The organism is Bradyrhizobium prioriisuperbiae, from assembly GCF_032397745.1.
In the GTDB taxonomy this organism is placed as follows: domain Bacteria; phylum Pseudomonadota; class Alphaproteobacteria; order Rhizobiales; family Xanthobacteraceae; genus Bradyrhizobium_A; species Bradyrhizobium_A prioriisuperbiae.
Genome location: NZ_CP135921.1, coordinates 2,008,901 through 2,031,702, shown reverse-complemented (window position 1 = coordinate 2,031,702; position 22,802 = coordinate 2,008,901). Strand labels below are relative to the sequence as shown.

Below are 22,802 nucleotides of genomic sequence, written 5' to 3'. Positions count from 1 at the left end.
TGGCCCTCGCATGACCGCCGCGCCCTCTCGCCTGACTTTCATCCTCATCCATGGCGCATGGCAGGGCGCCTGGGCCTGGGAGACCATCGTTCCGCGCCTGAAGGCCGCGGGGCACGACGCCATCGCCGTCGACCTGCCGGGCAACGGCCACAACCCGATGCCGCCGGCCGAAGTCGATCTCGCGCGCTATGCGGCGCATGTGGTCGATATCATCGATGCGACGCCCGGTCCCATCGTCATGGTCGGGCACAGCATGGGCGGCACCGCGGCGGCTCAGGCCTGCGAGCTGCGCCCCGAGCGGATCGCGCTCGCGATCTTCCTCGCCGCGTTCCTGCTGCCGAACGGCATGTCGGTGCTGCAGTTCTATGATTTGCATCTGGAGCCATGGATGCGTGGCGCCCATGCCCGCGTCACCCATGACGCCGCGGGGCTGTTGTCGCGCATTGATCCAGTGTCTGCCGTGGAGGTCTTCTATCACAAGGCGGATCGCGCGCTGGCGGAGGCGGCCGCGCGGCGTCTGACGCCGCAGCCCGAAGGCGGCCGCCGCTCGCGGCTGCAGCTCTCCGCCGATCGGTTCGACACCGTTCCGCGGGTCTATATCGAAGCGCAATCGGATCGCTCGGTGCATCTGCCACTGCAACGCAAGATGCAGGAGATGTCGCCCTGCCGCGCGGTCTACGGTCTCGACAGCGATCACGCGCCGCAGCTCTCGGATCCCGACGGGCTGGTCGCGCTGTTCATGACAGCGGTGGCTGAACATGCGAGGTCGGTATGATCGCCCGGCGACCTGAAGATACGCGATGAAGCCTCCCATCTTCGATTATCAGGCGCCTGTCACCATCGCGGACGCGGTCCGCCTGCTGGCCGGCGACGCCGACGCCGTCGTGCTCGCCGGCGGGCAGACCCTGCTGCCGGCCATGAATTTTCGTGCCGCGAACCCGACGCTGCTGGTGGACATTCAGCATGTCGCAGGCCTGCGCGGCATCGCGGTCGGAGATGACGGCGTCGTTGTGAAGGCGATGGTGCGGCACCGCGAGCTCGAGCTCGATGCAGCGGTGCTGCGGGTCAATCCGCTGGTCGCCGAGGTGATGCAGCATGTCGCGCATATTCCGATCCGCACCCGGGGCACCGTGGTCGGCAGCCTCTGCCATGGCGATCCCTCGGCGGAAATGCCGCTGCTGCTGGTGCTGCTCGGCGGCTCGGTGATCGCGCAGGGACCCGCTGGCCAGCGCGAGATCGCCGCGGAGGATTTCTTCCAGTCGTTCCTCACCACCGCGCGCCGCCAGGACGAGATCGTGGTCGAGGCGCGCTTCCCGCCGTTGCCGCCCGGCGCGGGCTGGGCCTTCGACGAGGTGACGCGGCGGCATGGCGACTACGCCATCGTCGGTGTCGGTTGTGTTCTGGCGCTGGACGACGATGGCCGCGTCACCGGTGTGCGGCTCGCGGCCTGCGGCATCGCCGACCGGCCGGTCCGCCTGAAAGCCGCCGAGGCGCTCCTGAACGGCACGGCGCTCGGCGTCTCCGACCTTGATGCCGCGGTGGCGGCGTCGCTGCCGGCGGTGACGCAGCCCGACGAGATGCACGTGTCGGCAAGCTATCGCCGCCGGGCGCTCGGCACGCTGATCCGCAGAATGGTCGCCAAAGCGGCGCAACGTGCGCGAACGGGGACGATGCAATGACGCGGACCATGAAGCCCGCCAGTGCCGATCGCTCGGCCGATGCCACCGTCGATGTGGCGTTGACCGTCAACGGCGAAACGGTGCGCCGCACTGTCAGCGTGCGCATGCTGCTGAGCGACTTCCTGCGCCATGAGCTCGGCCTGACCGGGACCCATGTGGGCTGCGAGCACGGCGTGTGCGGCTGCTGCACCGTCCTGATCGACGGCAAGCCCGGCCGCGCCTGCCTGACGCTGGCCGCGCAGGCGAACGGATACAGCATCCGCACCATCGAATCCGTCGCCGCCGCGGACGGCACGCTGCATCCGGTCCAGCAGGCTTTCAAGGAATGCCACGGCCTGCAGTGCGGCTACTGCACGCCCGGGATGGTGATGAACATCGTCGGACGCTTCGAGGAGCCGCAAGCGCTCGATCTGTCCGATGACGGCATCCGGGAGCTGCTGTCAGGCAATCTCTGCCGCTGCACCGGATATCTCAATATCATCGCCGCGGTGCGCCGCGCCGCCGAATTGCTCGGGCGAACCTGAAGAACGAGGCGCGGATGTCGACACGGATGTTTGGGGCACGCGTCGAGCGCAATGTCGATCCGAAGCTGTTGCGCGGCGAAGGCGCCTTCGTCGACGATATCCCGCTGCCGGAGGCGCTGCACGTCGCCTTCCTGCGCAGCCCGCATGCACGCGCGCGCATGCGTGGTCTCGACGCCGCGGCGGCTATGCGCCATCCCGGCGTGGTGGCGATCTACACCTGCGACGATATCGGTGCGCTCGACGTCGAGATGCCGCTGTTGATTCCACATCCGTCGATGACCAATCCGCAGACCCAGCGCCCGCTGGCACGGGGCGACGTCCATTATGTCGGGCAGACCATTGCGATGGTGGTGGCGGTCGATCGCTACACCGCCGAGGACGCCGCCGCCATGATCGAGGTCGACTACGACCCGCTGCCGGTCGAAATGGATCTGGAGAAGGCCCTGCTTGACGGCGCGCCGCCGGTGCATGCGGCGGTGCCGAATAATCTCGCGGCGCACTTCGTCCAGACCAGCGGCGATCCGGAGGGCGCATTCAGGGGGGCCGAGCACGTCACCAGGATCACCGTGCAGGTGGATCGCTCCACCGCGGCGCCGATGGAATGCCGCGCCGTGGCGGCACGCTGGGATGCGGTGTCCGGCGAACTGACGGTGTGGGATGGAACGCAGGCGCCGATCTCGGTGCGTGGCGGCCTCGCCTCGGTGTTCCAGCTCGACGAGGACAAGGTCCGCGTCATCGCGCCCGATGTCGGCGGCGGCTTCGGGCAGAAGGTGCTGCTGTTCTATCCCGATGAGCTGCTGGTGCCGATGGCCGCGATGAGGCTGGGACGGCCGGTCAAGTACATCGAGGATCGCCGCGAGAATTTCATCGGCTCCTCCCAGGAGCGGACCCAGATCCACACCATCGAGCTCGCCGCGCTGAAGACCGGCGAGGTGATCGGCCTGCGCGATGTGTTCCTGCACGACACCGGCGCATTCATTCCCTACGGCATCGCGGTGGCGCAGGTCGCTTCCACCTCGATCGCCGGTCCGTACCGGATTCCCAACATCTTCGTCGAGTTCAAGGCGGTCTACACCCCGACGGTGCAGGTGACGCCCTATCGCGGCTGCGGCCGCCCGCAGGCCTGCTTCGCCATCGAGCGCGCGATGGATCAGTTGGCCGAGGAGCTTGGCCTCGATCGCTTCGAGATCCGCCGGCGCAATCTGATCGGCGAAAACCAGTTTCCGTACGAGCGCGAAGGCCTGCTGTTCGCCGACGGGCTGAAAGTCACGCTCGACAGCGGCCAGTACGCCAGGGCGCTGGGCATGGCCGCCGCCGAAGTCGGCGCCGGCGATTTCACGGCCGCGCAGGCGAAGGCGCTGTCCGAGGGGCGTTATCTCGGGCTCGGCCTCGCCTGCTATGTGGAGGGCACGGGGCTCGGTCCGTACGAGGGCGGCCATGTCAAGATTCACCCCATCACAGGCAAGGTCTATGTCAACACCGGTCTCAGCAACCAGGGGCAGGGGCATGACACGGTGTTCGCGCAGATCGTCGCCGATCAGCTCGGCGTCAGCCCGCAGGATGTCATCGTGGTCGAGGGCGACACCAAGGCGTTCGACTGGGGCGTGGCGACCTTCGCCAGCCGCGCCGCCGTGGTCAGCGGCAACGCGATCCACAAAACCGCGATCACCGTGCGCAACAAGGTGCTGCAGGCCGCCGCCAACATGCTGGACGTGGACATCGACAGCATCGAGCTGCGCGACTCAGCCGCCTGGGTGAAGGGCTCGAACCGCTTTGTGCCGCTGGCGGCGATCGCCACCGCCAGCAATCCCCTGCGCTATGCCTTCAACAAGGCCGCGCAGGCGGCGACCCAGTTCGCGCCGGCCAGCAAGCATGATGGCCCGCCGCTGGCGGAGGGGCAGGCGCCGGGGCTGGAGGCGACCGATTACTACAGCCCGTCGCAATCCACCTGGGCCTATGGCGTCCACGCCGCGATCATCGAGGTCGATCCCGGCCTGTGCACCGTCAAGATCAGAAAATATGTCTGCATCCACGACTGCGGCAACATGATCAATCCGATGATCGTCGAGGGCCAGGTGCTCGGCGGCATCGCCCAGGGCATCGGCGGCGCGCTGTACGAGCATCTCGACTATCAGCCCGACGGCAATCTCGCCAACGCCAGCCTGATGGATTTCCTGGTGCCTTACGCCACCGAGATTCCCAACATCTCGATCCTGCATCTGGAAACGCCGTCGCCGCTGAATCCGCTCGGCGTCAAAGGCGTCGGCGAGGCCGGCTGCATCGCGGTGGGCGCGGTGATCGCCTCGGGGGTGGAAGATGCGCTGCGATCGCTCGGTGCGCCCAAATTCCACCATGTGCCGCTGTCGCCCGACATGATCTCCGGCGCGCTCGCGCAGGCCGGGCACTGAGATTGAGATCTTCGACATTGCCCATGGCAGGACGTTGCTGCTGCGCGGCTCGCTCCCCACAGGGGGGAACGACTCGTTGCACTACCGCCGCTCCTCGCGCACATGCGGCTGCCCCAGCGCGCCCGGCTCGCGGCCACCGCTGCGGTCCTTGGCGCCGACCCAGATCATGACGGCAAGGGTCGCCAGATAAGGCGTCATCAGCATCAGATACTGCGGCACGCGAATGCCGGCGGCGGCCACATGCGGGATCAGCGCCTCGATGCAGCCGAACAGCAGCGCGCCCCAGAGCGCCGGCCACGGCGCCCAGCGCGCGAACACCACCAGCGCGACCGCAATCCAGCCGCGGCCGCCGGTCATTCCCGTCACCCACAGTTTGACGCTGACAACCGAGATGTAGCCGCCGGCGAGACCAATCAGGGACGAGCCGGCGACGATCGCGAGGATCCGGTGCAGCACGACGCTGGTGCCGGCGGCGTCGGCGGCCGCCGGGTTTTCGCCGACCGCGCGGATGCGCAGTCCCAGCATGGTCCGGAACAGCAGGAAGCTCACCGCAATGAAGATCAGGACGGTGAGGTAGACGATGGGATCCTGCGTGAACAGGATCCGGCCGACCGCGGGAATCTCGGACAACGGCCAGAGCTTCAGCGGGGCGAGGCCGGTCAGCTGCTTGTTCTGCCATTTCGCCAGTGTGCCGATCAGGCCGGTGAAGCCCTGGCAGAAGAACACCACGGCCAGTCCCGCGATCACCTGGTTGATCCGCAGCACCACCACGAGGCCCGCGAACAGCAGCGAGACGAGGCTGGCGGCGGCCATCGCGGCCAGCAGCGCAATCGCGGGATGACCGCCGAGGGTCAGGCAGGTCCCCGCCCCCGCCAGCGCGCCGATCAGCATCAGGCCTTCCGCGGTGAGGTTGAGCACGCCGGAACGTTCCGACACGATCAGGCCGAGCGCCGCCAGCGCGTAGGGCACCGCGGTCACCGGTGCATTGGCCATCCAGTTGATCAGGAAATCGTTCACGATGGTGCCTTCTGCTTGAGCATGACCTCTTCGGAGAACCGGTCCCCACTTTGCGCTAACGCGGCCCTCCGGGTCCGGGTCATGCCCTAACGTATCCAGCGAATGCGATGGCGGATCAGGAATTCCGAGGATGCGACGGCGATGACGATGATCGCTTCGATCATCTGCACCATCGTGAACGGGATCTGGTAGAACACCTGCAGCGTCTGGCCGGTGATGAACAGCACCGCGATCAAAAAGCCGACCACCGCGACCACGATCGGATCGTTGCGCGACAGGAAGGCGATCAGCACGCCGGAAAACACATAGCCGTTGGAGAAGGACTGCGTCAGCCGGCCCTCCTGGCTCGCGATGTTGATGAAGCCGGCAAGGCCGGCGCAGGCGCCGGAGGCCGCGATGATGCTCATCGTCACTGCCTGCACCGGAATGTTGACGATCCTCGCCATGCGCGGGTTGGCGCTGATGAAACGGGTGTAGAAGCCGATCCGGCTGAGATGAATCAGCCAGCCCGCGGCCAGCACGCCGGCGATCGCGATCAAGAGACCGCTGTTGACGCCGCCTGCGATGTCGGTGAGCCGCTCGAACGGGCGGAACGGCGACGATTGCGGAAACGCCGTCTTGGCATCCTGCCAGGTGCCGTACAGCAGGTGAAACAGGAAATACATCGCGATGTAGTTCAGCAGCAATGTCGCGATGATCTCGTTGACCCGGAATCGCGTCTTGAGAAAGGCCGCCAGCAGCACCCAGAGCATGCCGCCGATCGCGGCGGCCGTTCCCATCAGCACCAGCCGTGTGGCGGGCGGGCCGATGTCGTAGATCGAGATCGCGGCGGCGAAGATGCCGCCGAAGACCATCTGGCCTTCGATCCCGAGATTCCAGAAGCCGATCCGGAACGCGAGGCTCGCCCCCAGCCCGACCAGGATCAGCGGAGCGGCCTGGATCAGCACGCCGCGCAGGTTCTCGGCGACCAGCACGCCGGCGAGTTCGCTTCCCAGCGTCAGCGGCGGGATGCCGGTGACAGCGAGAATGGCGACGGACACCACCAGCCCGATCAGCAGCGAGCCGCCGACGAACGCGGCCTGCTTCCATGGCGACACGTTCTGACGCACGTCGAGCGTGAGGCGGCCGAACCGGCGCGGCGTAGTGGTGACGGCGGGAGGCGTCATGGGAATCGCCGGCTGGCGCAGACGGTCATGCATGATCCACCATCGCGCGCCCAATCGCCTGGCGATCCGCGGGACGCTTGAACTCCGCGACAATGGCGCCTTTGGTCATCACGCCGATGCGGTCCGACAGGCTGAGAATTTCATCGAGGTCCTCGCTGATCAACACAATGGCGGCGCCGCGCTCGCGCGCGGCGATCAGGCGCTGGTGAACCGCGGCGCAGGCGCGCACGTCGAGCCCGCGGCTCGGGCTGTGCGCCACCACGACCTGCGGATCTCGGCTGAACTCCCGCGCGATCACCAGCTTCTGTGCGTTGCCGCCGGACAATAGCGATGCCTTCTGCCCGACGCTGCGCACGCCCTGCACATCATAGTCCTTGACGGCGTCGCGCGCCTCGCGCCGCATCGCCGATCGGTTGAGGCGGGCGACGCCGCCGTAACGGCCGGAACGGATATGCGCGACCGCGAAGTTGTCGGCCAGCGACAGGCTGCCCGCCAGCGCGTAGGCATAACGGTCGGCGGGCACGGCGGCGATCGCGGCATCGCGGCGCTTGCTGCGGTCCGCATGGCTGATGTTGCCGATGGTGTCGAGCCAGATTTCGCCCGAATTCGGTTCGATCGCGCCGATCAGCGCCTCGGCGAGTTCCGACTGGCCGTTGCCGCTGACACCGGCGATGCCGTAGATCTCGCCGGCGCGGACATGGAAACTGGTGTTGTTCAGCATGGTGCGGCCATCGCCGCGCGCATAGGTCAGGGCGCCGACATTGAGGCGCGTCGGTCCGCCTTCATGCGGCGTGCGCTCGGGCAGCGCCGCGGTCTGCCCCACCGTCAGCTCGGTCAGCTCCTCCGCGCTGGCGCGGCGCGGGTCGAGGCTGGCGACGGTCCTGCCGCCGCGCATGATCGTGACGGCGTCGGCGAAGCGCTTGACCTCGTGCAACTTGTGCGTCACCAGCACCACCGCGGTGCCGGCCGCGGCCAGCCGGCGAACCGTCGTGAGCAGGCTCTCGGACTCCGCATCGGTCAGCACAGCCGTCGGTTCGTCCAGAACCAGGATGGTCGCGCCGCCGACCAGCACCTTGATGATCTCGACCTGCTGCTGCTCGGCGACCGTCATGGCGTCGATGCGGCGGTCCGGATCGATGTCGAAGGCCAGGTCGGCCGCCTGCTTGCGGATGGCGGCGCGGATATCGCGAATCCCGGAAGAGAAATGCGGTCGCGGGTTCGCCAGCAGCACGTTCTCCGCCACGGTGAAGGGCCTCACCAGCTTGAAATGCTGGTGGACCATGCCGATGCCGTGCCGTCGGGCATCGGCCGGGCCGTTCAGGGCAACGTCGCTGCCGTTGATGACGATCGATCCCGCATCGGGGGCATAGAGTCCGGCCGCGACATTCATCAGCGATGATTTGCCGGCGCCATTCTCGCCGAGCAGCGCATGCACCTCGCCGGCCCGGCTCTCGAAGGACGCGCCATCGAGAGCCAGTGCACCGTCGAACGACTTGCGAATGCCGACGAGTTGCAACGCCATGGTCATGCGTGAACGGTCCAGTGGTTATTTCTGGGTGATCACGCCTGGAATATACCAGTCCATCTTCCAGAGGCCGGCATCGTCAAGCGATGCGTTGGCCGCAACGCGCTCGGTGCCCGCCGCGTCCTTGATCGGCCCGGTGAAGATCTTCTTTCCGGCGATGATGGCATCGCGCTCGGCCATCACCTTGTCGACCACATCCTTCGGAACCACCGTGTTGCAGCAGGCGATATCGGTGCCGCCATCCTTGATGCCGGGGAACGCGCCATAGGGGTTCGGTTCCCAGTTGCCGGCCGCGACCTTCTTCAGTTCCGGCGTCAGGAAGTGATCCCAGGTCCAGACCGACGAACACAGCGTCGCCTTCGGTGCGAACTCGCGGAAATCGCGGTGATGTCCGGTGCCGTAAATACCGCGCTCCTGCGCCACGATCTGCGGCGTCGGGGTGTCGACATGCTGGCCGATGACGTCGATGCCCTGGTCGGCCATCGCCTGCGCCGCCGCGCGTTCCTTGACCGGATCGTTCCAGGCGCCGGTAAAGACCACGGTCACCGTGGCTTTCGGGTTCATCTTCTGCGCGCCCATCTCATAGGCGTTGATGGTCCAGTTCACCGGGCCGATCGGATGCGCCGCCACGAAGCCGAGCTTGCCGGTCTTCGACATTCCGCCGGCCACCATGCCGCACAGATACTGGCTCTCATAGGTGCGGCCGTAGAAGGATTCGAGGTTGGAGCCGTTGGTGGTGCCGGACGCATTGAGGAACGCCACCTTCGGATACTTTTGCGAGAGCTCCTTGAAGGTGTCGGAATAGCCGAAGGCGGTGCCGATGATCACATTGTAGCCGCGCTGGATGAAACGCTCGGCCGCCGGCGTGATCTGGCCTGCGACTTCCGGAACGCCTTCAACGAAAGGCATCTGCAGCCCCATCGACTTTTCGACCTTCACGCGAGCCTCTTCGAAGGCCTGCGTCCAGCCGCCGTCGGATTTGTCCATGAAGTACAGGAAGGCGATTTTCGGCGGAGCCGGCAGCGTGAAGCCTGCTGCATAGGCGATCGCGGCACCGCCGGTCAGGGCAGCCGCAAGAACGGGGATGGCAGTCCATCGCATGACGCAAAGTCCTTTTGCTGTGCGGGGTTTTTCGGTCGGCGCAAAGGGCGCGGCGAAAAATCTTCGCATTGTTGGGAAAAATAGCACGCCAATTGTTTAGTCACCGTCGAGCCAATCGATGGGCAACTTCCCCTCCCTGCTTGGTACGAGACCGATCATGGTTTCGTGCCGATTGCTGGATGTGGCCTCCAGCTCGTGTTGAAGAAAGATGTCGCGGCCAGACCGCGGCCTGGCGTGCCTGACGGCATCGACGTGCGGCCTGGATATTGCCTTGCACTCGAACATGCGTGGTTTGCCGGGAGCGCGAAGCGCCGTTCCGATACAACCGAGGCGATGACAGGAGGCGTGATGAAGACCTACGTTTACGGCACCCGGCGTGATCTTCCGAATGGGTTCGAGGATTTCACCGACGCCGCGCGATCCGCGATCATATCCATCGACATGCACCAGGGGCATCTTGCGGATACGCCGGATTGCCCCTGCCCGGCGCCGCGCGCACGTGACATCGTGGAGCCGATCGACAAATTTCACGCGGCGGCCCGCGCCCTGGGCGTGCCGATCATCCATGTCAAATCGGTGTTGCGGAAGGGCGGTGTCGACGACATCGCGGGCATTCCCTCCGCATGGCGCCGCACGTTCCCGCTCCATGTCGGCGCCATTCCCAACTCCGATGCCCATGCCATCGAAGGCTCGCGCTGGACTGAATTCGTGACCCGCGTCGAGCCGCAGGACCTGGTGGTCGCCGGCAAGAAGCGGTTGTCGCCGTTCTTCGCCACCGATCTCGATTTCCTGCTGCGCCAGATGGGCGCCCGCGCTGTGATCCTGAACGGCGGCATGACCGACTGCTGCGTTCTGAATGCGGCCTTCGATGCCAGCAATCTGAGCTATCGGGTGATCGTGCTGCGCGACCTGGTGCGTGGCACCGACGATGAGATGGAAGAGGCGGCGCTGAGGATGGTGTCGCTGCATCTCGGCCTGGTGATGGACGCCTCCGATCTGCTGGACAGCTGGAGCAGGCGCTGAATGCGCCGTCATGGCAATCGCGGCCCGTGCGGAAACGGGCAGGAGCCGAAACAGGAGGACCGATGTGGACATCGCCATTTCTCCATGTTAGTAAAATTCAATCATCTTTAACAAGATTAAAAAATTGAAGCCAGCGCCGTTCGACTATGTCCAGCCAGCCAGCCTGTCCGAGGCGATTTCGGTGCTGGCGGCGCATGGTGATGCCGGCAAGATTCTTGCGGGCGGGCAAAGTCTCGTTCCGGCCATGAATTTCCGGCTGGCGCGGCCGTCGATTCTGATCGACATCAACCGCCTTCCGGACCTGAGTTATGTCAGGCCGGATGGCGACAGGCTCTCGATCGGCGCGTTGACGCGCCATGCCGCGTTCCATCGCCCCGTGGTCGACGGCCCGCTGGGACTGTTGTTGTCCAGGGTGGTGCGGCACATCGCGCATTATCCGATCCGGCAGCGCGGCACCTTCGGCGGCAGCCTGGCGCACGCCGATCCGGCGTCGGAATGGTGTCTTGTCGCTGCTACGCTCGGCGCCGATCTTGTCGTCACCAGCGTGCGCGGCGAACGGGTGATCGGCAGCCGGGATTTCTTCAGGGGCACGTTTTCGACTGCGCTCGCGACGGACGAACTGCTGACCGAGATCCGCCTGCCAGCGCTGTCGCGGGACTGGCGGGTGGGGTTCTACGAGTTCTCGCGGCGCGCCGGCGATTTCGCGCTGGGCATGGCGCTGGCGGCGCTGCGGATCGACAACGGAATCATCAAGGACGCAAGGCTCGGAATAGGCGGCGTTGCGGACCGTGCGATCCGGCTCGGGCAGCTGGAAGGCCGATTGATCGGTGGGCCCGCGTCGCCGGACGTCATCGACGCCATTGCGCGCGAGGCGCGCGAGTCCATCACGCCGACCGGCGACATTCACGCGTCGCCCGAGTATCGCCGCGACCTGATCGCAACGGCGGTCAGGCGTGCGCTCGTGGAGGCCGTGGCATGAACTGGATCGGGCGATCGCTGCCGCGGCTCGAGGACCCCGCCTTGTTGAAAGGCGGCGGCAGCTATGTCGCCGATCGCATCAGCGGCGCCGCCGCCGTCCGTTTCGTGCGCAGTCCAATCGCGCGGGGCACGATCCTCGCTATCGAGATTCCGCCGGGCGCGACCGTCTTCACCGGGCGCGATCTGCCCGAGGTGAAGCCGATCCGGCCGATCCTGCATCGTCCGGATTATGTTGCGATTGGCCAGCCCGTGCTGCCGGTCGATCGCATCAGTTTCAGTGGACAGGCGGTGGCCGTCGTCGTCGCCGACGATCCGGCGCTTGCGGAGGACATCGCCGACGCGGTGTTCGTCGATATCGACACGACGGACGCGATCGTCGATCTCGACCTGGCGCTCGTCTCCGGTGCCGAGGCGGTGCATCCCGAGGCGCCCTCGAACGTGCTGGTCGAGGGGCGGATGAAGACGGCGGGCTTTGATGCGGCGTTCGCCGCCGCAGCCGAGATCGTGACGCTTGAGCTGCGGTCGCATCGTCAATCGGCGGCACCGATGGAGGCGCGCGCGGGGCTTGCGACCTACGACGCCGCGACGGGACGGGTGACGCTGACGGCGTCGGTTCAGATGCCGCACATGCTGCGCACCGGCATCGCCGATACGCTCGGCATCGTCGAGGCCGATCTGCGCGTCATCGCGCCCGACGTCGGCGGCGGCTTTGGCCAGAAGATGTCGCTGTTTCCCGAATATGTCGTCCTGGTCTGGCTGGCGCGCAAGCTCAAGCGCAGTGTCGCCTGGATCGAGGATCGCCGGGAGAATTTTCTCGCTTCGGCCCATGGCCGCGACCAGGCCTTCACCGTTCGCGGCGCGTTTTCGCAGGAGGGGCGGCTGCTCGGCCTCGATGCCGATCTGCGCGCCAATGTCGGCGCCTTCTCCTGTTATCCCGTCACCTGCGGCGTCGAGCCGCTGATGGCGTTCGCCGAACTGCCCGGCCCTTACGCGTTTGCGGAGTATGGCGCCCGTTCGCGCGGCGTTGCGACCAACACCTGCATGATGGCGCCTTACCGGGGCGTGTCGCGTCCGATGCTGACCTTCACCATGGAACGCCTGATGGAGGTCGCGGCGAAGCGCCTGAACATCGATTCGGTGGAGATCCGGCGCCGCAATCTGATCGAGACGTTTCCGCATCGCTCGCCCACCGGGCTGCTCTATGACCAGGGCTCCTATCGGCAGGCGATGGAGGTGGCCGTCGACACCATCGATCTCCCGGCATTCCGGCTGCGGCAGGCCGCGATGCGCCGGCAGGGGCGCTATCTCGGCGTTGGCCTGTCGGTCTTCAGCGAGCGCACCGGATACGGCACGCCGGCCTACGCCGCCCGCGGCATGGAGATCGTGCCCGGCTACGAGATCGTCGACTGCACGATGGATCCCTCGGGTCATGTCGTGCTGCGCATCGGCTCCTCGCCCCATGGCCAGGGTCTGAAGACCAGCCTTGCCCAACTCGTCTCGGACGAACTGGGCATCGATCCGCACACCATCCGGATCGTGTCCGGCGATACCGATGCCACGCCCTATGGCTGGGGCACCTTCGCCAGCCGCTCCATGGTGATCGCCGGCGGGGCGTCGAAGCTCGCGGCGGGAAAGATCGCCGTCAAGCTGAAGGTCATCGCCGCGCAATTGATGGATGCGGATCCCGACAACATCACGCTGGACAGCGGCTGGGCGCGCGTCGCCAATTCCAACAAGGCGATGGAGATCGGCGCTTTGGCACGGGCGGCCTATCACCAGAGCCATCGGTTTGCGGAGTTGTCTCCCGGACTGCATGAGAACGCCGTCTATGATCCGGGCGGAACCTTTTCCAATGCCTGCCACGTCGCCATTGTCGAGGTCGATATCGAGACCGGTGGCGTCACCATCGAACGGTTTCTCGTGGTCGAGGACGCGGGCGTGCTGATCAATCCGATGATCGTCGACGGCCAGATCGCCGGTGGCGTTGCCCAGGGCATCGCCAATGCGCTGTTCGAGGAGATGATCTACGACGAAGCCGGCAATCTGCTGACCGCATCGTTCGCCGATTATCTGCCGCCGACGGCGGCCGAGATGCCCGACATCGAGATCGTCCATATGGAAACCGTGTCGCCCGAAAGCGTTACCAGGGCGAAAGGCGTTGGCGAAGGCGGTGCGATCGGCGCGCCGGCGGCGGTGATCAACGCCGTCGTCGATGCGCTGTCGCCGTTCGGCATCGAGATGTTCGAGATGCCGGCGACGCCCCAGCGGATTCGCGACCAGCTGCGCCGCGCGGGAGCACCAGTCCATGCCTAGCAAGCTCAACTTCAATCTCACCGTCAACGGCCAGGTCCATGCGGTATGCGTGGAGCCGCGGCGGACGCTGGCGGACGTGCTGCGCGACGACTGCCGCCTGACCGGAACCCATCTCGGCTGCGAGCACGGCGTCTGCGGCGCCTGCACCGTGCTGGTCGACGACAAGCCGGTGCGCTCCTGCCTGATGTTCGGCGTCCAGGCGCAGGGCCAGGCGATCCGTACCGTCGAGGGGCTGGCCGATGGCGACACCCTGCATCCATTGCAGCGGGCATTCTGGGAAAACCATGGCCTGCAATGCGGCTTCTGCACGCCGGGTTTCCTGATGCTCGCGGCCGGTGCGTTGCAGGAGGATCCCGAGATGTCCGACGACGAGATCAAGGAGGTGCTGTCCTCGAATTTGTGCCGGTGCACCGGCTATCAGAACATCGTCAAGGCGGTGCGGCTCGCGGCGCGGGAGCTGCGGATGAAGCCACGCGGATGAGCTATATCGGCCGGTCGCTGAAGCGGATCGAGGATCATCCGCTGCTTCTCGGGCGCGGCGTGTTTGCCGCCGACTGCAATTGGCCGGATCAACTCCACATGCGCCTGGTGCGGTCCCCGCTCGCCTTCGGGCGGATCCGCGGAATCGAGTGCGACGAGGCCACTGCGCTCGAAGGGGTCGTCGCCATCTGGACGATCGATGACATCCAGGATTTGCCCCCGATCGATTTCCGGCAGATGGGCCTCGATCGGCTCGCGCCCTATCGGCAATGGGTCCTCGCCCGTGACTATGTGCGTTATGTCGGCGAGCCGGTCGCGGTCGTTTTCGCCGTCGATCCCTATGTGGCGGAAGACGCGGCCGAGCTCGTGTTCTGCGACATCGACGAACTCGACGCCCATCTCGATGCCACCGCCGAGCCGGTGGCCTTCATGCCCGAGGTTCATCCCGGCCTGATGTCCGAGCCGGCGGTGATCCGGCGCGCTTACGGAGATGTGGACACGGCGTTCGCCGCCGCCCACCGCATTGTCGCGTGCGAGGCGCGAGTCGGACGCCATACCGGGGTTCCGCTGGAAACCCGTGGCGTGCTGGCTGTCTACGAGGCCGGGCGCGACGGCGTCACCATGTATGGCGCAGCCAAGGTCCCTCACTACAACCGCGATGCCATCAGCCGGATGCTGGGCCTCGCCGCCGGCCGGCTCGAACTGAGCGAGGGGCATGTCGGCGGCGGCTTCGGCATCAGGGGCGAGCTTTATCCGGAGGATGTGCTGGTGTGTGCCGCAGCGCTGCGGCTGCGCCGGCCGGTGAAATGGATCGAGGACAGGAAGGAACATCTGCTGGCCGCCAACCACTCGCGCGACCAGGCTTATCGTTTGCAGGCCGCCGTCGACCGCCGCGGCTTTATCCTCGGCCTCAAGGCGGAATTCTTCACCGATCAGGGCGCCTATGTACGCACCCATGGCACCACGGTGACCGATCTCTCCGCCGGCCTGTTGCCCGGCCCTTATCTCGTTCCGGCCTATCGCGTGGAAGGCCACATCCGGCTGACCAACAAGACGCCGGCCGGTACCTACCGGGCACCCGGCCGCTATGAGTCGACCTTCGCCCGCGAGCGCCTGATCGACGCCATCGCCAGCGCGCTCGCGCTCTCGCCGGTCGATGTGCGCCGGGTCAACCTCATCGGCGAGGAGGCGATGCCGTTCGACCGCGGCACCGAGACGCTCGGCACCCATGTGGTCTACGATTCCGGGAAGTATCGCGACCTGTTCGAGCGCATGCTTGGCCATCTGGATTATGACCGGCTGCAGGCCCAGCTCGCCGCACGACGGGCCGATGGCGAGATGGTCGGAGCGGGTGTTGCTTTTTTCATCGAGAAGAGCGGCCTCGGTCCGCATGACCTCGTCCGCATCAGCGTCGATGCCTTGGGCACCATCGAGATCGTCACCGGCGTCGCCTCCGTCGGTCAGGGCGTGGAGACGGTGCTGGCGCAGATCTGTGCCGAGGTGATCGATGTTCCGATCGAGCGGATACGGGTCATCCATGGCCAGACCGTGCGGATCGAAACTGGCTTCGGCGCCTTTGCCTCCCGCGTCACCGTGATGACCGGCTCCGCGGTGAAGATCGCCGCCGAAGCGCTGCGCGCGCGGGCGATGGGCGTGGCCGCCGATCTGCTGCAGGCGAGGGTCGATGATCTCAGCCTGTCGAACGGCAGCATCGGCGTCGCGACGGGCGGCGCTTCGCTGTCGCTGGCGGAGATCGCGGCCCATCTCGCCGGAGCCGGCGGGCTCACCGGCGAGGGCCGGTTCAGCGCCGATCACATGACTTATCCCTATGGCGTTCATTTCGCCCAGGTGAGCGTCGATCCGTCCACCTGCGGCATCACCATCGAGCGTTATCTGGTCGCCTATGATATGGGGCGGGCCATCAATCCGATGCTGATCGAGGGGCAGATCGTCGGCGCCGCGGCGCAGGGCATCGGTGGAGCCCTGCTGGAGGAGTTCGTCTACGACGACAACGGACAGCCGCTGGCGACCAGCTTTGCCGATTATCTGATGCCGTCATGCCGCGAGGTGCCCGATGTCGAGGTCCTGCTGCGCGAGGATGCGCCAAGTCCCTTGAATCCGCTCGGGGTCAAGGGCGCGGGCGAGGGTGGCATCACCGCGGTGGGCGCGGCGCTTGCGGCGGCGATCGATGCCGCGATTCAAAGGCCCGGTGCGGTGGATCGGCTGCCGATCACGCCCGACCGCCTGCATGCCATTCTCGCGGGACGGTGCGCATGATCCCTGCCGATCGCGCGCCGCGGTGCCGGCCTTTATTCTCTGTCGAGATTGAACCACAACGTCCGGACTTTCTTCCTGGCGTGGTTCCAGATCTTGTGCCGGCGGCGGGAACTGTAGGCAATGAGATCGCCCTGCTGCAGCACGTGCTTGGAGCCGTCGACCTCCACGGTCAGCTCGCCTTCCAGCACGAAGCCGTATTCGAAGCCGTCATGGGTGATCGGATGCTCGGCGCTCCCGGTGTGAGGCGCGTATTCGTTGACGGCGACCGACACTCCGCGCGCGCGATCCTCGCGCAGCAGCCGGCGCACGACGTGCTGGGCGGTCTCGACAATGCGGGCCTCCGAGGCGCGCACCACGATCTTCTCCTCGCTGTCGTCGCCGTTGACCAGCAGGTCCGACATCGCCACGCCGAGCGCGCTGGCGATGACGATCAGCGAGCCGATCGAGGGCGACGCGCGCCCGCGTTCGACCAGGCTGAGCATGGACGGGCTGAGGCCGGACGTATCAGCCAGCTCCTGCAGTTTCAGGCCGCGCAACTGCCGCAGCTCCCGGATTCGGACGCCGATCGCGGCGAGGGTGCTCGCGGTTGTCTCCGCGATCTCCTCCGATGCGGCAGCCTCGGCGCCGCCGCCGAGAGGGACGGGGCGGGAACTGCCGAGCTCCGAACGCTCCTCGCGCTTGCCTCGCAGGGATGTTTTTCGCTTGGGTGACGAGGACATTGCAGGTCGCCTTTTTTTACTGTATTAAAAATAGTTGATTTATATTCAAATTCAAGGTGGCCATGAGCAGCGTCCCCCATTCCCGTGTCCGGGTCATCGACAGCGCGGCCGGATGTCCAGAGATACCCATCGTTGAGGGTGAGGGCAACGCGAAGGTCGTGCTGTCGCCGCACAATGGCGGGACGTTTCGCAGTTTCCAGTTGATCTCGCTGCAGCAAGGCGCCCGCACCGTCAGCCTTTGCCATGGATCGGACTGCGTCTACTACGTGATCGCGGGAACAGGCTGCATCGTCGACGAAAATGGCGGCGCCCGCCTCGCGTTCGCCGAAGGCCACATGGTCCACATCGACGCCGGCGACGGCTATCGCATCGAGGCGGGCGACGGCGGCATCACGGTCGTCGGCGGGCCGTGCCCGCCTGACGCCGGCCTTTATGCAGGCCTGATATCGAAGGAGGGCTGATTTCCAGATGGCAATTCGTCTGTTTCATCGCGACCATCCCACGCTGCGGCTGCCGCTGATCTCGAAGGATGCGCGTTTCGTGATCTGGCCGGGAGTCGGCGCCTGGGACGCGAACCTCAATTATGTCCGCCTCGAGGCGGGTGAGGGCAACGTGCCCCACATCCACACGCTGTCCGAGGACACGATCTTCATCCTTGAAGGCGAGGGGACGATCCACGACTACACCAACGACATCTCGCTGCCGTTCCACGCCGGATGCATCGTCCATGTGCCGGTCGGCGTCAAACACGCCGTCAAGGCGGACCGCGGCACCGGCGTTGTCAGTGTCGGTGGTCCCAGTCCCGCGGACGTGCCGCTACTGAAGGCCGCGGGTGCATTGCCGCCGGATGCCGCGCCGCCCTCGCAATAGCCGCAAATCCCCGCGACGCGCGTCGTCATCGTTCAGGCAAAACGGCGATCCCTCCGCAACGAGCCGCACCATGAAGCTGCATCAGGAATTCACCATTGCGCAACCGCTCGACGCGGTGTGGGATTTCTTTCACGACGTGCCCCGTGTCGCGGCGTGCCTGCCGGGCGCCGAATACACCGGCCTCAAGGAAGACGGCCGGCACGAGGGCAGGGTCTCGGCGAAGGTCGGTCCGTTTCAGGCGAGCTTCGAGGGCGAGGCGGGTGTTCGCTACGACGACCAGCAGAAGTCGGTGGCGCTGGACGGCAAGGGCGTCGATCGCAAGGGCGCCAGTCGCGGCAAGATGACGATGGTCTGCGCCCTGCAGGCCTCCGGCGCGGCTACCTGTGTCGTTGTCGATTCCGACATCCAGTTGTCCGGCACGATCGCGCAGTTCGGCCGCACCGGCCTGATCGCTGAAATCGCCAACGCCCTGGTCGCCGATTTTGTCAGGAATGCGGAGGCCGCCCTTGTCGCCGACCGGACGTCCGCAGCAGCGGTGACGGGTGGCACGGACGCGGCGCGCGAGGTCGACAGCCCTGCTGTCCAGCCGATCGGCGGGGCTGCACTGCTCCTGGTGGCCTTGAAGGGACTTTTCAAATCCTGGTTTCGCCGGGCTGCGTGAGAGCTAACCCACATCCGACCGAAGGAAGCGGCTATGAAGATCGTTGACATGACCCACCTGATGAACGTGCATACCCCGGGCTGGGTCGGGTACGCCGGCAACAAGATGTACTATGCGCAGAATCTGCAGACCAAGATGATCGTCGCGCAGCGCATCGACACCGCGCTTCATGTCGGCACCCATATCGACGGCGCGATGCACGGCACCGACGGCATGGGCGACATGGCCTCCTATCCGCTCGATTTCCTCGTCGGTCCCGGTGCCGTGGTCGATGTCTCGGCCCACATGGACGACTGGGCGGTGATCACGCCGGAGATGATCGAGGCCGCGCCCGTCGAGGTGAAGGAGGGCGACATCCTGATCCTCCACACCGGCTGGCATCGCTATTGGGAGGGCCAGCCGCAGCAGGATCTCGTGCGCTATTTCTGTATGCATCCCGGCGGCAAGATCGAGCTGCTGGAATGGATGCTGAAGAAGAAGATCAAGTGGTTCGGAATCGACTGCGGGTCCGGCGACCACTCCATGAACACCTCGATCCGCCTGATGCGCCCCGATCTCACCAAGCGTTTCGAGGCCAAGGTGGGGATGAGCTGCGACCATTTCTTCGGCGAGTACAACTACATCCACAAGAAGTCCGGCCGCGAGGTCACCGAGGACATGTTTCCCTTCCACTCCTACGCCTTCCAGGAAGGACTGATCCACGCCGAGAACGTCGGCGGCGACATCGAGAAGATGCTGAACAAGCGCGCCATCATCGGCGCGTTCCCCTGGCGCTACGAAGGCCTCGAGGCCTGTCCCTGCCGGATCGTCTGCTTCGAGGGGATGGACGAAGATGTCGAAGCCATCGGCGACGTCGCCAAGGCGATCTTCCAGCGGCGGTGATCGGGACTGATCTCGGCATTGTGTCGCGCGGACAAAACGCGTTACGCCCAAAATTGGAGCCCGATTTCGGTTTCAACGAGATCGGGCTCCGGCAACGAACCAGCGCATGGAATGTCACCGCGTCAGACGTCCACGCTTGTGGTCAGCGCGTTGTCTCGAATGACGTCGCGGCGCGGTTCCACCACATCGCCCCCTTGACCTTCACCTGCAGCACATAAAGGTGGCCCGGAGCAGGGCCGGCCGCTTCGCTCCGCATAGCGGCGATGTGGTCTCCGAATATCACGACATGGCGCTGTCGCTTGCTGTTTTCCCCCTTATACTGCGGCTCACCATCCTGCTGGCGGGCTGAATGCGTTCCCGGAAACGTCTGCCTGCCCCGACAAGATCACCGGAGAAGCGCATGACGACGGAACACATCGCACTCATCGGCCTCGGTGCGATGGGGCGCTCGGTCGCTCTCCACCTCGCCAACAAGCGCGAAGCGGACTCCGAAAAGGTCGTGGCGCTGGATGCCGACCCTGCCCGCCTTGAAGGTCTTGTTGCGCCGGGGCTCGTCGCCACAACGGACCGCGAGAGGATCGCGGGGGCGGAGGTGTTGTTCCTCTGCCTGCCCGATGGGGACGTGGTCGAGACGGTCCTGTTCGGTGCGGACGGAGTCGCGGCGAGGCTTGCCGACGGCGCAATCGTGGTCGACCTCAGCACCCCGCGCACGGCAAGGCGCTGGAGATCGGCCGGGCACTGGCGGCACAGGGAAAAAAGTTCGTCGATGCGCCGGTCTCCGGCGCGCCCGCGGGAGCGGCGGCCGGCACGTTGACGGTGATGTGCGGGGGCGACGCGGCGGCGTTCGAGGCCGTGCGCCCGCTGCTCGCGCGCATCGGCACAAACGTATTGCACATGGGGCCGAGCGGCTCGGGGCAGCTGACCAAGACGCTCAACAACGTGCTCTACGACATCAATATCGCTGCGCTTGCCGAAGTGCTGCCGATGGCGGTGGCGATGGGGCTTGATCCGGAAAAGTTCGGGCAGGTCGTGACATCAGGCACGAGCCGCAGCTATGCCTCGCAGTACTTCGTGCCGCGCATCCTCAAGGGTCTGTTCGATGAGGGCTATCCCATGGGCAAGGCCTACAAGGATCTCGTCAGCGCTGCCGCAGTCGCGGTTGAGGGCAATTTCCCGATGCCGGTCACGGCGGCCGCCACCGCGACCTACCAGACCGCCTTGCGCCAGGGGCACGGCGACAAGGACAAAGGCGCGATGGTGTTGCCGTTCGAGGACCTGCTCGGGGTCAAGTTCCGCGCGGAATGACAAAGACCAAGGACCGCGTTCAATGCCCCGAGTTTCAGTTGCGCAGCAACGGAAGCAACTGGTCGCCCTGACGCTTGATCTCGGACAGGTAGGGCGTGTCGGACAGCACGAAGTGCGTGATGCCCAGATCCTGATACTTGCGCAGGGAGCGGGCGACGTCCTCTGCTGAGCCGACCAGCCAGGTGGTGCCGGCCCCGCCGCCGCCGAACTTGCCCGGCGCGGTATAGAGGTTGTCGTCGAGCACCTCGCCGCGCGTGTGCAGGTCGAGCAGCCGCCGCTGTCCCTCCGCGACCGCCTCGCGGTGGTCGCTCCAGCCGGCGCCGTTGCTCTTGGCCATCTCGGCGACCTTCGCCTCGGCATCGGCCCAGGCCTGCTCCGTGGTGTCGCGGACCAGCGTGGTGATCCGCAACCCGAACTCCAGCGCAGGCAGGTCGCGGTCCAGTTCCCTGCTCAACGCGTTGAGTCGCGCGATCCGTTCCCGGACGCCCTCGCGCGGCTCGCCCCAGAACAGCTGTACGTCGGCTTCGGTGGCGGACACCCGTTCGGCTGCTTCCGAGGCTCCGCCGAAATAGAGCCGGGGGTGTCGGCGGTCGCCGCGAAGTGGAATGCGCGGCATCGCGGTGGACCCGGTCAGGCGGAAGTGCTCGCCGGCGTAAGTCACGTTCTCTTCGGTCCACAATCGGCGAACCAGCCGCATGAACTCCTTGGTGCGGGCATAGCGGTGGGCCTGATCACCCTCGCTGTCGCCGTACGCAGCGAGGTTGTCCTTGCCCGACACGATGTTGATCCGCACGCGGCCGCCGGTCAGGTTGTCCAGCGTGGCCGCCGCGGACGCGAAGTGCGCCGGCCTGCGCATGACCAAGGCATCAGGGCACCCAAGAGCCTGGGGGATCCCATGCTCAACTGAGAGACGCTCGAACTCTTTTTGACACCAAATGCAGATCATCGCTGATGAATAGTCCGTTAGGGACGCACTTCGACTGGCGCCGCACTCGTTTGCGTTGTCTCGGTGGGGTGCTCGCGAGCGAGGTGGAGGAGGTTGTTGGTGCTTCCGATGGCCGTCCTGAGTGATGGGCTGAACTCCTCCCACGCACCTCCGCATTTCAGCGGTGCGGAAGAAGGTCAGTCGCGATGGTCAGCTGGCTCGCTTGAATTTCGCGATATCGTTCCTCAATAATCGGTCGTGCATTGTCCAAAATCGGTTTCAGGCGGACGAGAAGCTTTGCAAACGAATCCGGTAATTCGGCATCCGGATTCTTCTGCCGCTGTTCGATGAAGAAACGGACGATATCCGCCAGATTGTTCCAGAATTGCTCGGGTGTTCGGATTTTTCGGCGCTGCCGTTCCTTGATCTCGGCGAAATACGACCGCCATGGGTAACAGCCGCGGCCCCATTCATTCCAATCGTCGAACTTCTGTAGGAATTGGCGCCTACGCCAGTAATTTCTTGGCTCAAGCTGCTGTTCAAGCTCATTTTCCAGCAATGTAAGTACGCGGCACTCGTAGGCGTAGTTATATGGATCAAAATCGCATTCAGAGATGCGGATGTACACATCGTTCCAGGCGAGATAATCGCCTCGCGCGTCGGCTTCGTACATACCTAGATGCCAGTTGCATCGATGGCACGCGAGGCCACGGACGTTGTAGATCGTGGGCTTGTCGCCGCTGCCGCGCACCGGCGAATGGTCGTGCTCGACAATAAGACCTTTGGTTCGGTCACAGAATGCGCATCGAAATTTCTGCGCACTGGCTAGTTTCACGATCAACAGTCTCAAGTCCCGGTCCAGACGCATCCAGCCTTTGGACGTCTTTTTGAGGAAGCCGCAAGGCAGTTGGTGCCAAAGATCGTCGCTCATGGAGCGGTCTCACAAAAG

21 protein-coding genes and 1 pseudogene are annotated in these 22,802 nt (G+C 65.6%); 15 read left to right on the top strand and 7 right to left on the bottom strand.

The features are described 5' to 3' along the window. The first annotated feature begins 10 nt into the window (after window positions 1-10). From RS897_RS09500 to cutA, 4 genes are read left to right on the top strand one after another with little or no spacing between them, the layout of a single operon-like run. Entirely contained in the window at window positions 11-775 is a 765-nt protein-coding gene (locus RS897_RS09500; RefSeq protein WP_315836314.1) for an alpha/beta fold hydrolase, read from the top strand. A gap of 25 nt (window positions 776-800) precedes the next feature. Then, window positions 801-1,679 (top strand): FAD binding domain-containing protein, encoded by an 879-nt coding sequence (locus RS897_RS09495; RefSeq protein WP_315836313.1) that lies wholly within the window; start codon window positions 801-803, stop codon window positions 1,677-1,679. Next, window positions 1,676-2,203, top strand: coding sequence for a (2Fe-2S)-binding protein (locus RS897_RS09490; protein ID WP_315836312.1), 528 nt, complete (start codon window positions 1,676-1,678; stop codon window positions 2,201-2,203). Before RS897_RS09495 ends, RS897_RS09490 begins: the two co-directional genes overlap by 4 nt. Before the next feature lie 14 nt (window positions 2,204-2,217). Further along, window positions 2,218-4,611, top strand: a complete 2,394-nt coding sequence (cutA, locus tag RS897_RS09485) for an aerobic carbon-monoxide dehydrogenase large subunit (RefSeq protein ID WP_315836311.1) — start codon at window positions 2,218-2,220, stop codon at window positions 4,609-4,611. Between the two features lie 81 nt (window positions 4,612-4,692). Here cutA and RS897_RS09480 read toward each other — a convergent pair whose 3' ends face one another. The 4 genes from RS897_RS09480 to RS897_RS09465 all read right to left on the bottom strand — a co-directional run bounded on the left by RS897_RS09480 (window position 4,693) and on the right by RS897_RS09465 (window position 9,420). After that, window positions 4,693-5,628, bottom strand: coding sequence for an ABC transporter permease (locus tag RS897_RS09480; RefSeq protein ID WP_315836310.1), 936 nt, complete (start codon window positions 5,626-5,628; stop codon window positions 4,693-4,695). A gap of 86 nt (window positions 5,629-5,714) precedes the next feature. Next, entirely contained in the window at window positions 5,715-6,827 is a 1,113-nt protein-coding gene (locus RS897_RS09475; RefSeq protein ID WP_315836309.1) for an ABC transporter permease, read from the bottom strand. After that, window positions 6,820-8,322, bottom strand: coding sequence for an ABC transporter ATP-binding protein (locus tag RS897_RS09470; protein ID WP_315836308.1), 1,503 nt, complete (start codon window positions 8,320-8,322; stop codon window positions 6,820-6,822). Before RS897_RS09470 ends, RS897_RS09475 begins: the two co-directional genes overlap by 8 nt. A gap of 18 nt (window positions 8,323-8,340) precedes the next feature. Continuing rightward, window positions 8,341-9,420, bottom strand: coding sequence for a BMP family ABC transporter substrate-binding protein (locus tag RS897_RS09465; RefSeq protein ID WP_315836307.1), 1,080 nt, complete (start codon window positions 9,418-9,420; stop codon window positions 8,341-8,343). Between the two features lie 348 nt (window positions 9,421-9,768). On the opposite strand from RS897_RS09465, the gene RS897_RS09460 reads away from it, so the two are divergent. The 5 genes from RS897_RS09460 to RS897_RS09440 all read left to right on the top strand — a co-directional run bounded on the left by RS897_RS09460 (window position 9,769) and on the right by RS897_RS09440 (window position 16,491). Beyond that, window positions 9,769-10,443 (top strand): cysteine hydrolase family protein, encoded by a 675-nt coding sequence (locus tag RS897_RS09460; RefSeq protein ID WP_315836306.1) that lies wholly within the window; start codon window positions 9,769-9,771, stop codon window positions 10,441-10,443. 124 nt (window positions 10,444-10,567) lie between these two features. Then, window positions 10,568-11,422 carry an FAD binding domain-containing protein gene (locus RS897_RS09455; protein WP_315836305.1) on the top strand — a complete coding sequence of 285 codons (855 nt, stop codon included), beginning with the start codon at window positions 10,568-10,570 and terminating at the stop codon, window positions 11,420-11,422. Further along, on the top strand, window positions 11,419-13,734 hold the full coding sequence (locus RS897_RS09450; RefSeq protein WP_315836304.1) for a xanthine dehydrogenase family protein molybdopterin-binding subunit: 2,316 nt from the start codon (window positions 11,419-11,421) through the stop codon (window positions 13,732-13,734). The genes RS897_RS09455 and RS897_RS09450 overlap by 4 nt, the downstream gene beginning before the upstream one ends. Continuing rightward, window positions 13,727-14,215, top strand: coding sequence for a (2Fe-2S)-binding protein (locus RS897_RS09445; RefSeq protein WP_315836303.1), 489 nt, complete (start codon window positions 13,727-13,729; stop codon window positions 14,213-14,215). The genes RS897_RS09450 and RS897_RS09445 overlap by 8 nt, the downstream gene beginning before the upstream one ends. Continuing rightward, window positions 14,212-16,491: a xanthine dehydrogenase family protein molybdopterin-binding subunit gene (locus tag RS897_RS09440; protein WP_315836302.1), complete on the top strand. Its 2,280-nt coding sequence runs from the start codon at window positions 14,212-14,214 to the stop codon at window positions 16,489-16,491. Before RS897_RS09445 ends, RS897_RS09440 begins: the two co-directional genes overlap by 4 nt. A gap of 32 nt (window positions 16,492-16,523) precedes the next feature. Here the strand turns inward: RS897_RS09440 and RS897_RS09435 are convergent, their stop codons facing one another. Then, window positions 16,524-17,210: a cupin domain-containing protein gene (locus RS897_RS09435; protein ID WP_315836301.1), complete on the bottom strand. Its 687-nt coding sequence runs from the start codon at window positions 17,208-17,210 to the stop codon at window positions 16,524-16,526. Between the two features lie 62 nt (window positions 17,211-17,272). Between RS897_RS09435 and RS897_RS09430 the strand changes: the two genes are divergently transcribed. The 6 genes from RS897_RS09430 to RS897_RS09405 all read left to right on the top strand — a co-directional run bounded on the left by RS897_RS09430 (window position 17,273) and on the right by RS897_RS09405 (window position 20,928). Beyond that, window positions 17,273-17,671, top strand: coding sequence for a hypothetical protein (locus tag RS897_RS09430; RefSeq protein ID WP_315836300.1), 399 nt, complete (start codon window positions 17,273-17,275; stop codon window positions 17,669-17,671). A gap of 7 nt (window positions 17,672-17,678) precedes the next feature. Further along, complete coding sequence (locus RS897_RS09425) at window positions 17,679-18,080, top strand: cupin domain-containing protein (protein WP_315836299.1); 402 nt, start codon at window positions 17,679-17,681, stop codon at window positions 18,078-18,080. Window positions 18,081-18,150: 70 nt separating this feature from the next. Further along, the gene (locus RS897_RS09420; protein ID WP_315836298.1) at window positions 18,151-18,741 is read left to right on the top strand and encodes an SRPBCC family protein; all 591 of its coding nucleotides are present in this window, start codon (window positions 18,151-18,153) and stop codon (window positions 18,739-18,741) included. A gap of 33 nt (window positions 18,742-18,774) precedes the next feature. Further along, entirely contained in the window at window positions 18,775-19,623 is an 849-nt protein-coding gene (locus RS897_RS09415) for a cyclase family protein (RefSeq protein ID WP_315836297.1), read from the top strand. A 400-nt stretch (window positions 19,624-20,023) separates the two neighbouring features. Then, window positions 20,024-20,437: an NAD(P)-binding domain-containing protein gene (locus tag RS897_RS09410; protein ID WP_315836296.1), complete on the top strand. Its 414-nt coding sequence runs from the start codon at window positions 20,024-20,026 to the stop codon at window positions 20,435-20,437. Further along, window positions 20,344-20,928 (top strand): NAD(P)-dependent oxidoreductase, encoded by a 585-nt coding sequence (locus RS897_RS09405; protein WP_315838570.1) that lies wholly within the window; start codon window positions 20,344-20,346, stop codon window positions 20,926-20,928. The genes RS897_RS09410 and RS897_RS09405 overlap by 94 nt, the downstream gene beginning before the upstream one ends. Window positions 20,929-20,962: 34 nt before the next feature. Here the strand turns inward: RS897_RS09405 and RS897_RS09400 are convergent. Together RS897_RS09400 and RS897_RS09395 are read right to left on the bottom strand one after the other, a co-directional pair. Next, a pseudogene (locus RS897_RS09400) lies at window positions 20,963-21,778 on the bottom strand (LLM class flavin-dependent oxidoreductase); the annotation flags it as partial. Between the two features lie 253 nt (window positions 21,779-22,031). Further along, window positions 22,032-22,784 carry an endonuclease domain-containing protein gene (locus tag RS897_RS09395; protein ID WP_315836295.1) on the bottom strand — a complete coding sequence of 251 codons (753 nt, stop codon included), beginning with the start codon at window positions 22,782-22,784 and terminating at the stop codon, window positions 22,032-22,034. Window positions 22,785-22,802 lie beyond the last annotated feature (18 nt).

Coding starts and splice junctions, on each gene's coding strand:
- RS897_RS09440 (WP_315836302.1), top strand. CDS start 14,212: ATGAGCTATATCGGCCGGTCGCTGAAGCGGATCGAGGATCATCCGCTG.
- RS897_RS09475 (WP_315836309.1), bottom strand. CDS start 6,827: ATGCATGACCGTCTGCGCCAGCCGGCGATTCCCATGACGCCTCCCGCC.
- RS897_RS09430 (WP_315836300.1), top strand. CDS start 17,273: ATGAGCAGCGTCCCCCATTCCCGTGTCCGGGTCATCGACAGCGCGGCC.
- RS897_RS09490 (WP_315836312.1), top strand. CDS start 1,676: ATGACGCGGACCATGAAGCCCGCCAGTGCCGATCGCTCGGCCGATGCC.
- RS897_RS09415 (WP_315836297.1), top strand. CDS start 18,775: ATGAAGATCGTTGACATGACCCACCTGATGAACGTGCATACCCCGGGC.
- cutA (WP_315836311.1), top strand. CDS start 2,218: ATGTCGACACGGATGTTTGGGGCACGCGTCGAGCGCAATGTCGATCCG.
- RS897_RS09470 (WP_315836308.1), bottom strand. CDS start 8,322: ATGACCATGGCGTTGCAACTCGTCGGCATTCGCAAGTCGTTCGACGGT.
- RS897_RS09395 (WP_315836295.1), bottom strand. CDS start 22,784: ATGAGCGACGATCTTTGGCACCAACTGCCTTGCGGCTTCCTCAAAAAG.
- RS897_RS09460 (WP_315836306.1), top strand. CDS start 9,769: ATGAAGACCTACGTTTACGGCACCCGGCGTGATCTTCCGAATGGGTTC.
- RS897_RS09420 (WP_315836298.1), top strand. CDS start 18,151: ATGAAGCTGCATCAGGAATTCACCATTGCGCAACCGCTCGACGCGGTG.
- RS897_RS09450 (WP_315836304.1), top strand. CDS start 11,419: ATGAACTGGATCGGGCGATCGCTGCCGCGGCTCGAGGACCCCGCCTTG.
- RS897_RS09495 (WP_315836313.1), top strand. CDS start 801: ATGAAGCCTCCCATCTTCGATTATCAGGCGCCTGTCACCATCGCGGAC.
- RS897_RS09425 (WP_315836299.1), top strand. CDS start 17,679: ATGGCAATTCGTCTGTTTCATCGCGACCATCCCACGCTGCGGCTGCCG.
- RS897_RS09410 (WP_315836296.1), top strand. CDS start 20,024: ATGACGACGGAACACATCGCACTCATCGGCCTCGGTGCGATGGGGCGC.
- RS897_RS09435 (WP_315836301.1), bottom strand. CDS start 17,210: ATGTCCTCGTCACCCAAGCGAAAAACATCCCTGCGAGGCAAGCGCGAG.
- RS897_RS09500 (WP_315836314.1), top strand. CDS start 11: ATGACCGCCGCGCCCTCTCGCCTGACTTTCATCCTCATCCATGGCGCA.
- RS897_RS09445 (WP_315836303.1), top strand. CDS start 13,727: ATGCCTAGCAAGCTCAACTTCAATCTCACCGTCAACGGCCAGGTCCAT.
- RS897_RS09465 (WP_315836307.1), bottom strand. CDS start 9,420: ATGCGATGGACTGCCATCCCCGTTCTTGCGGCTGCCCTGACCGGCGGT.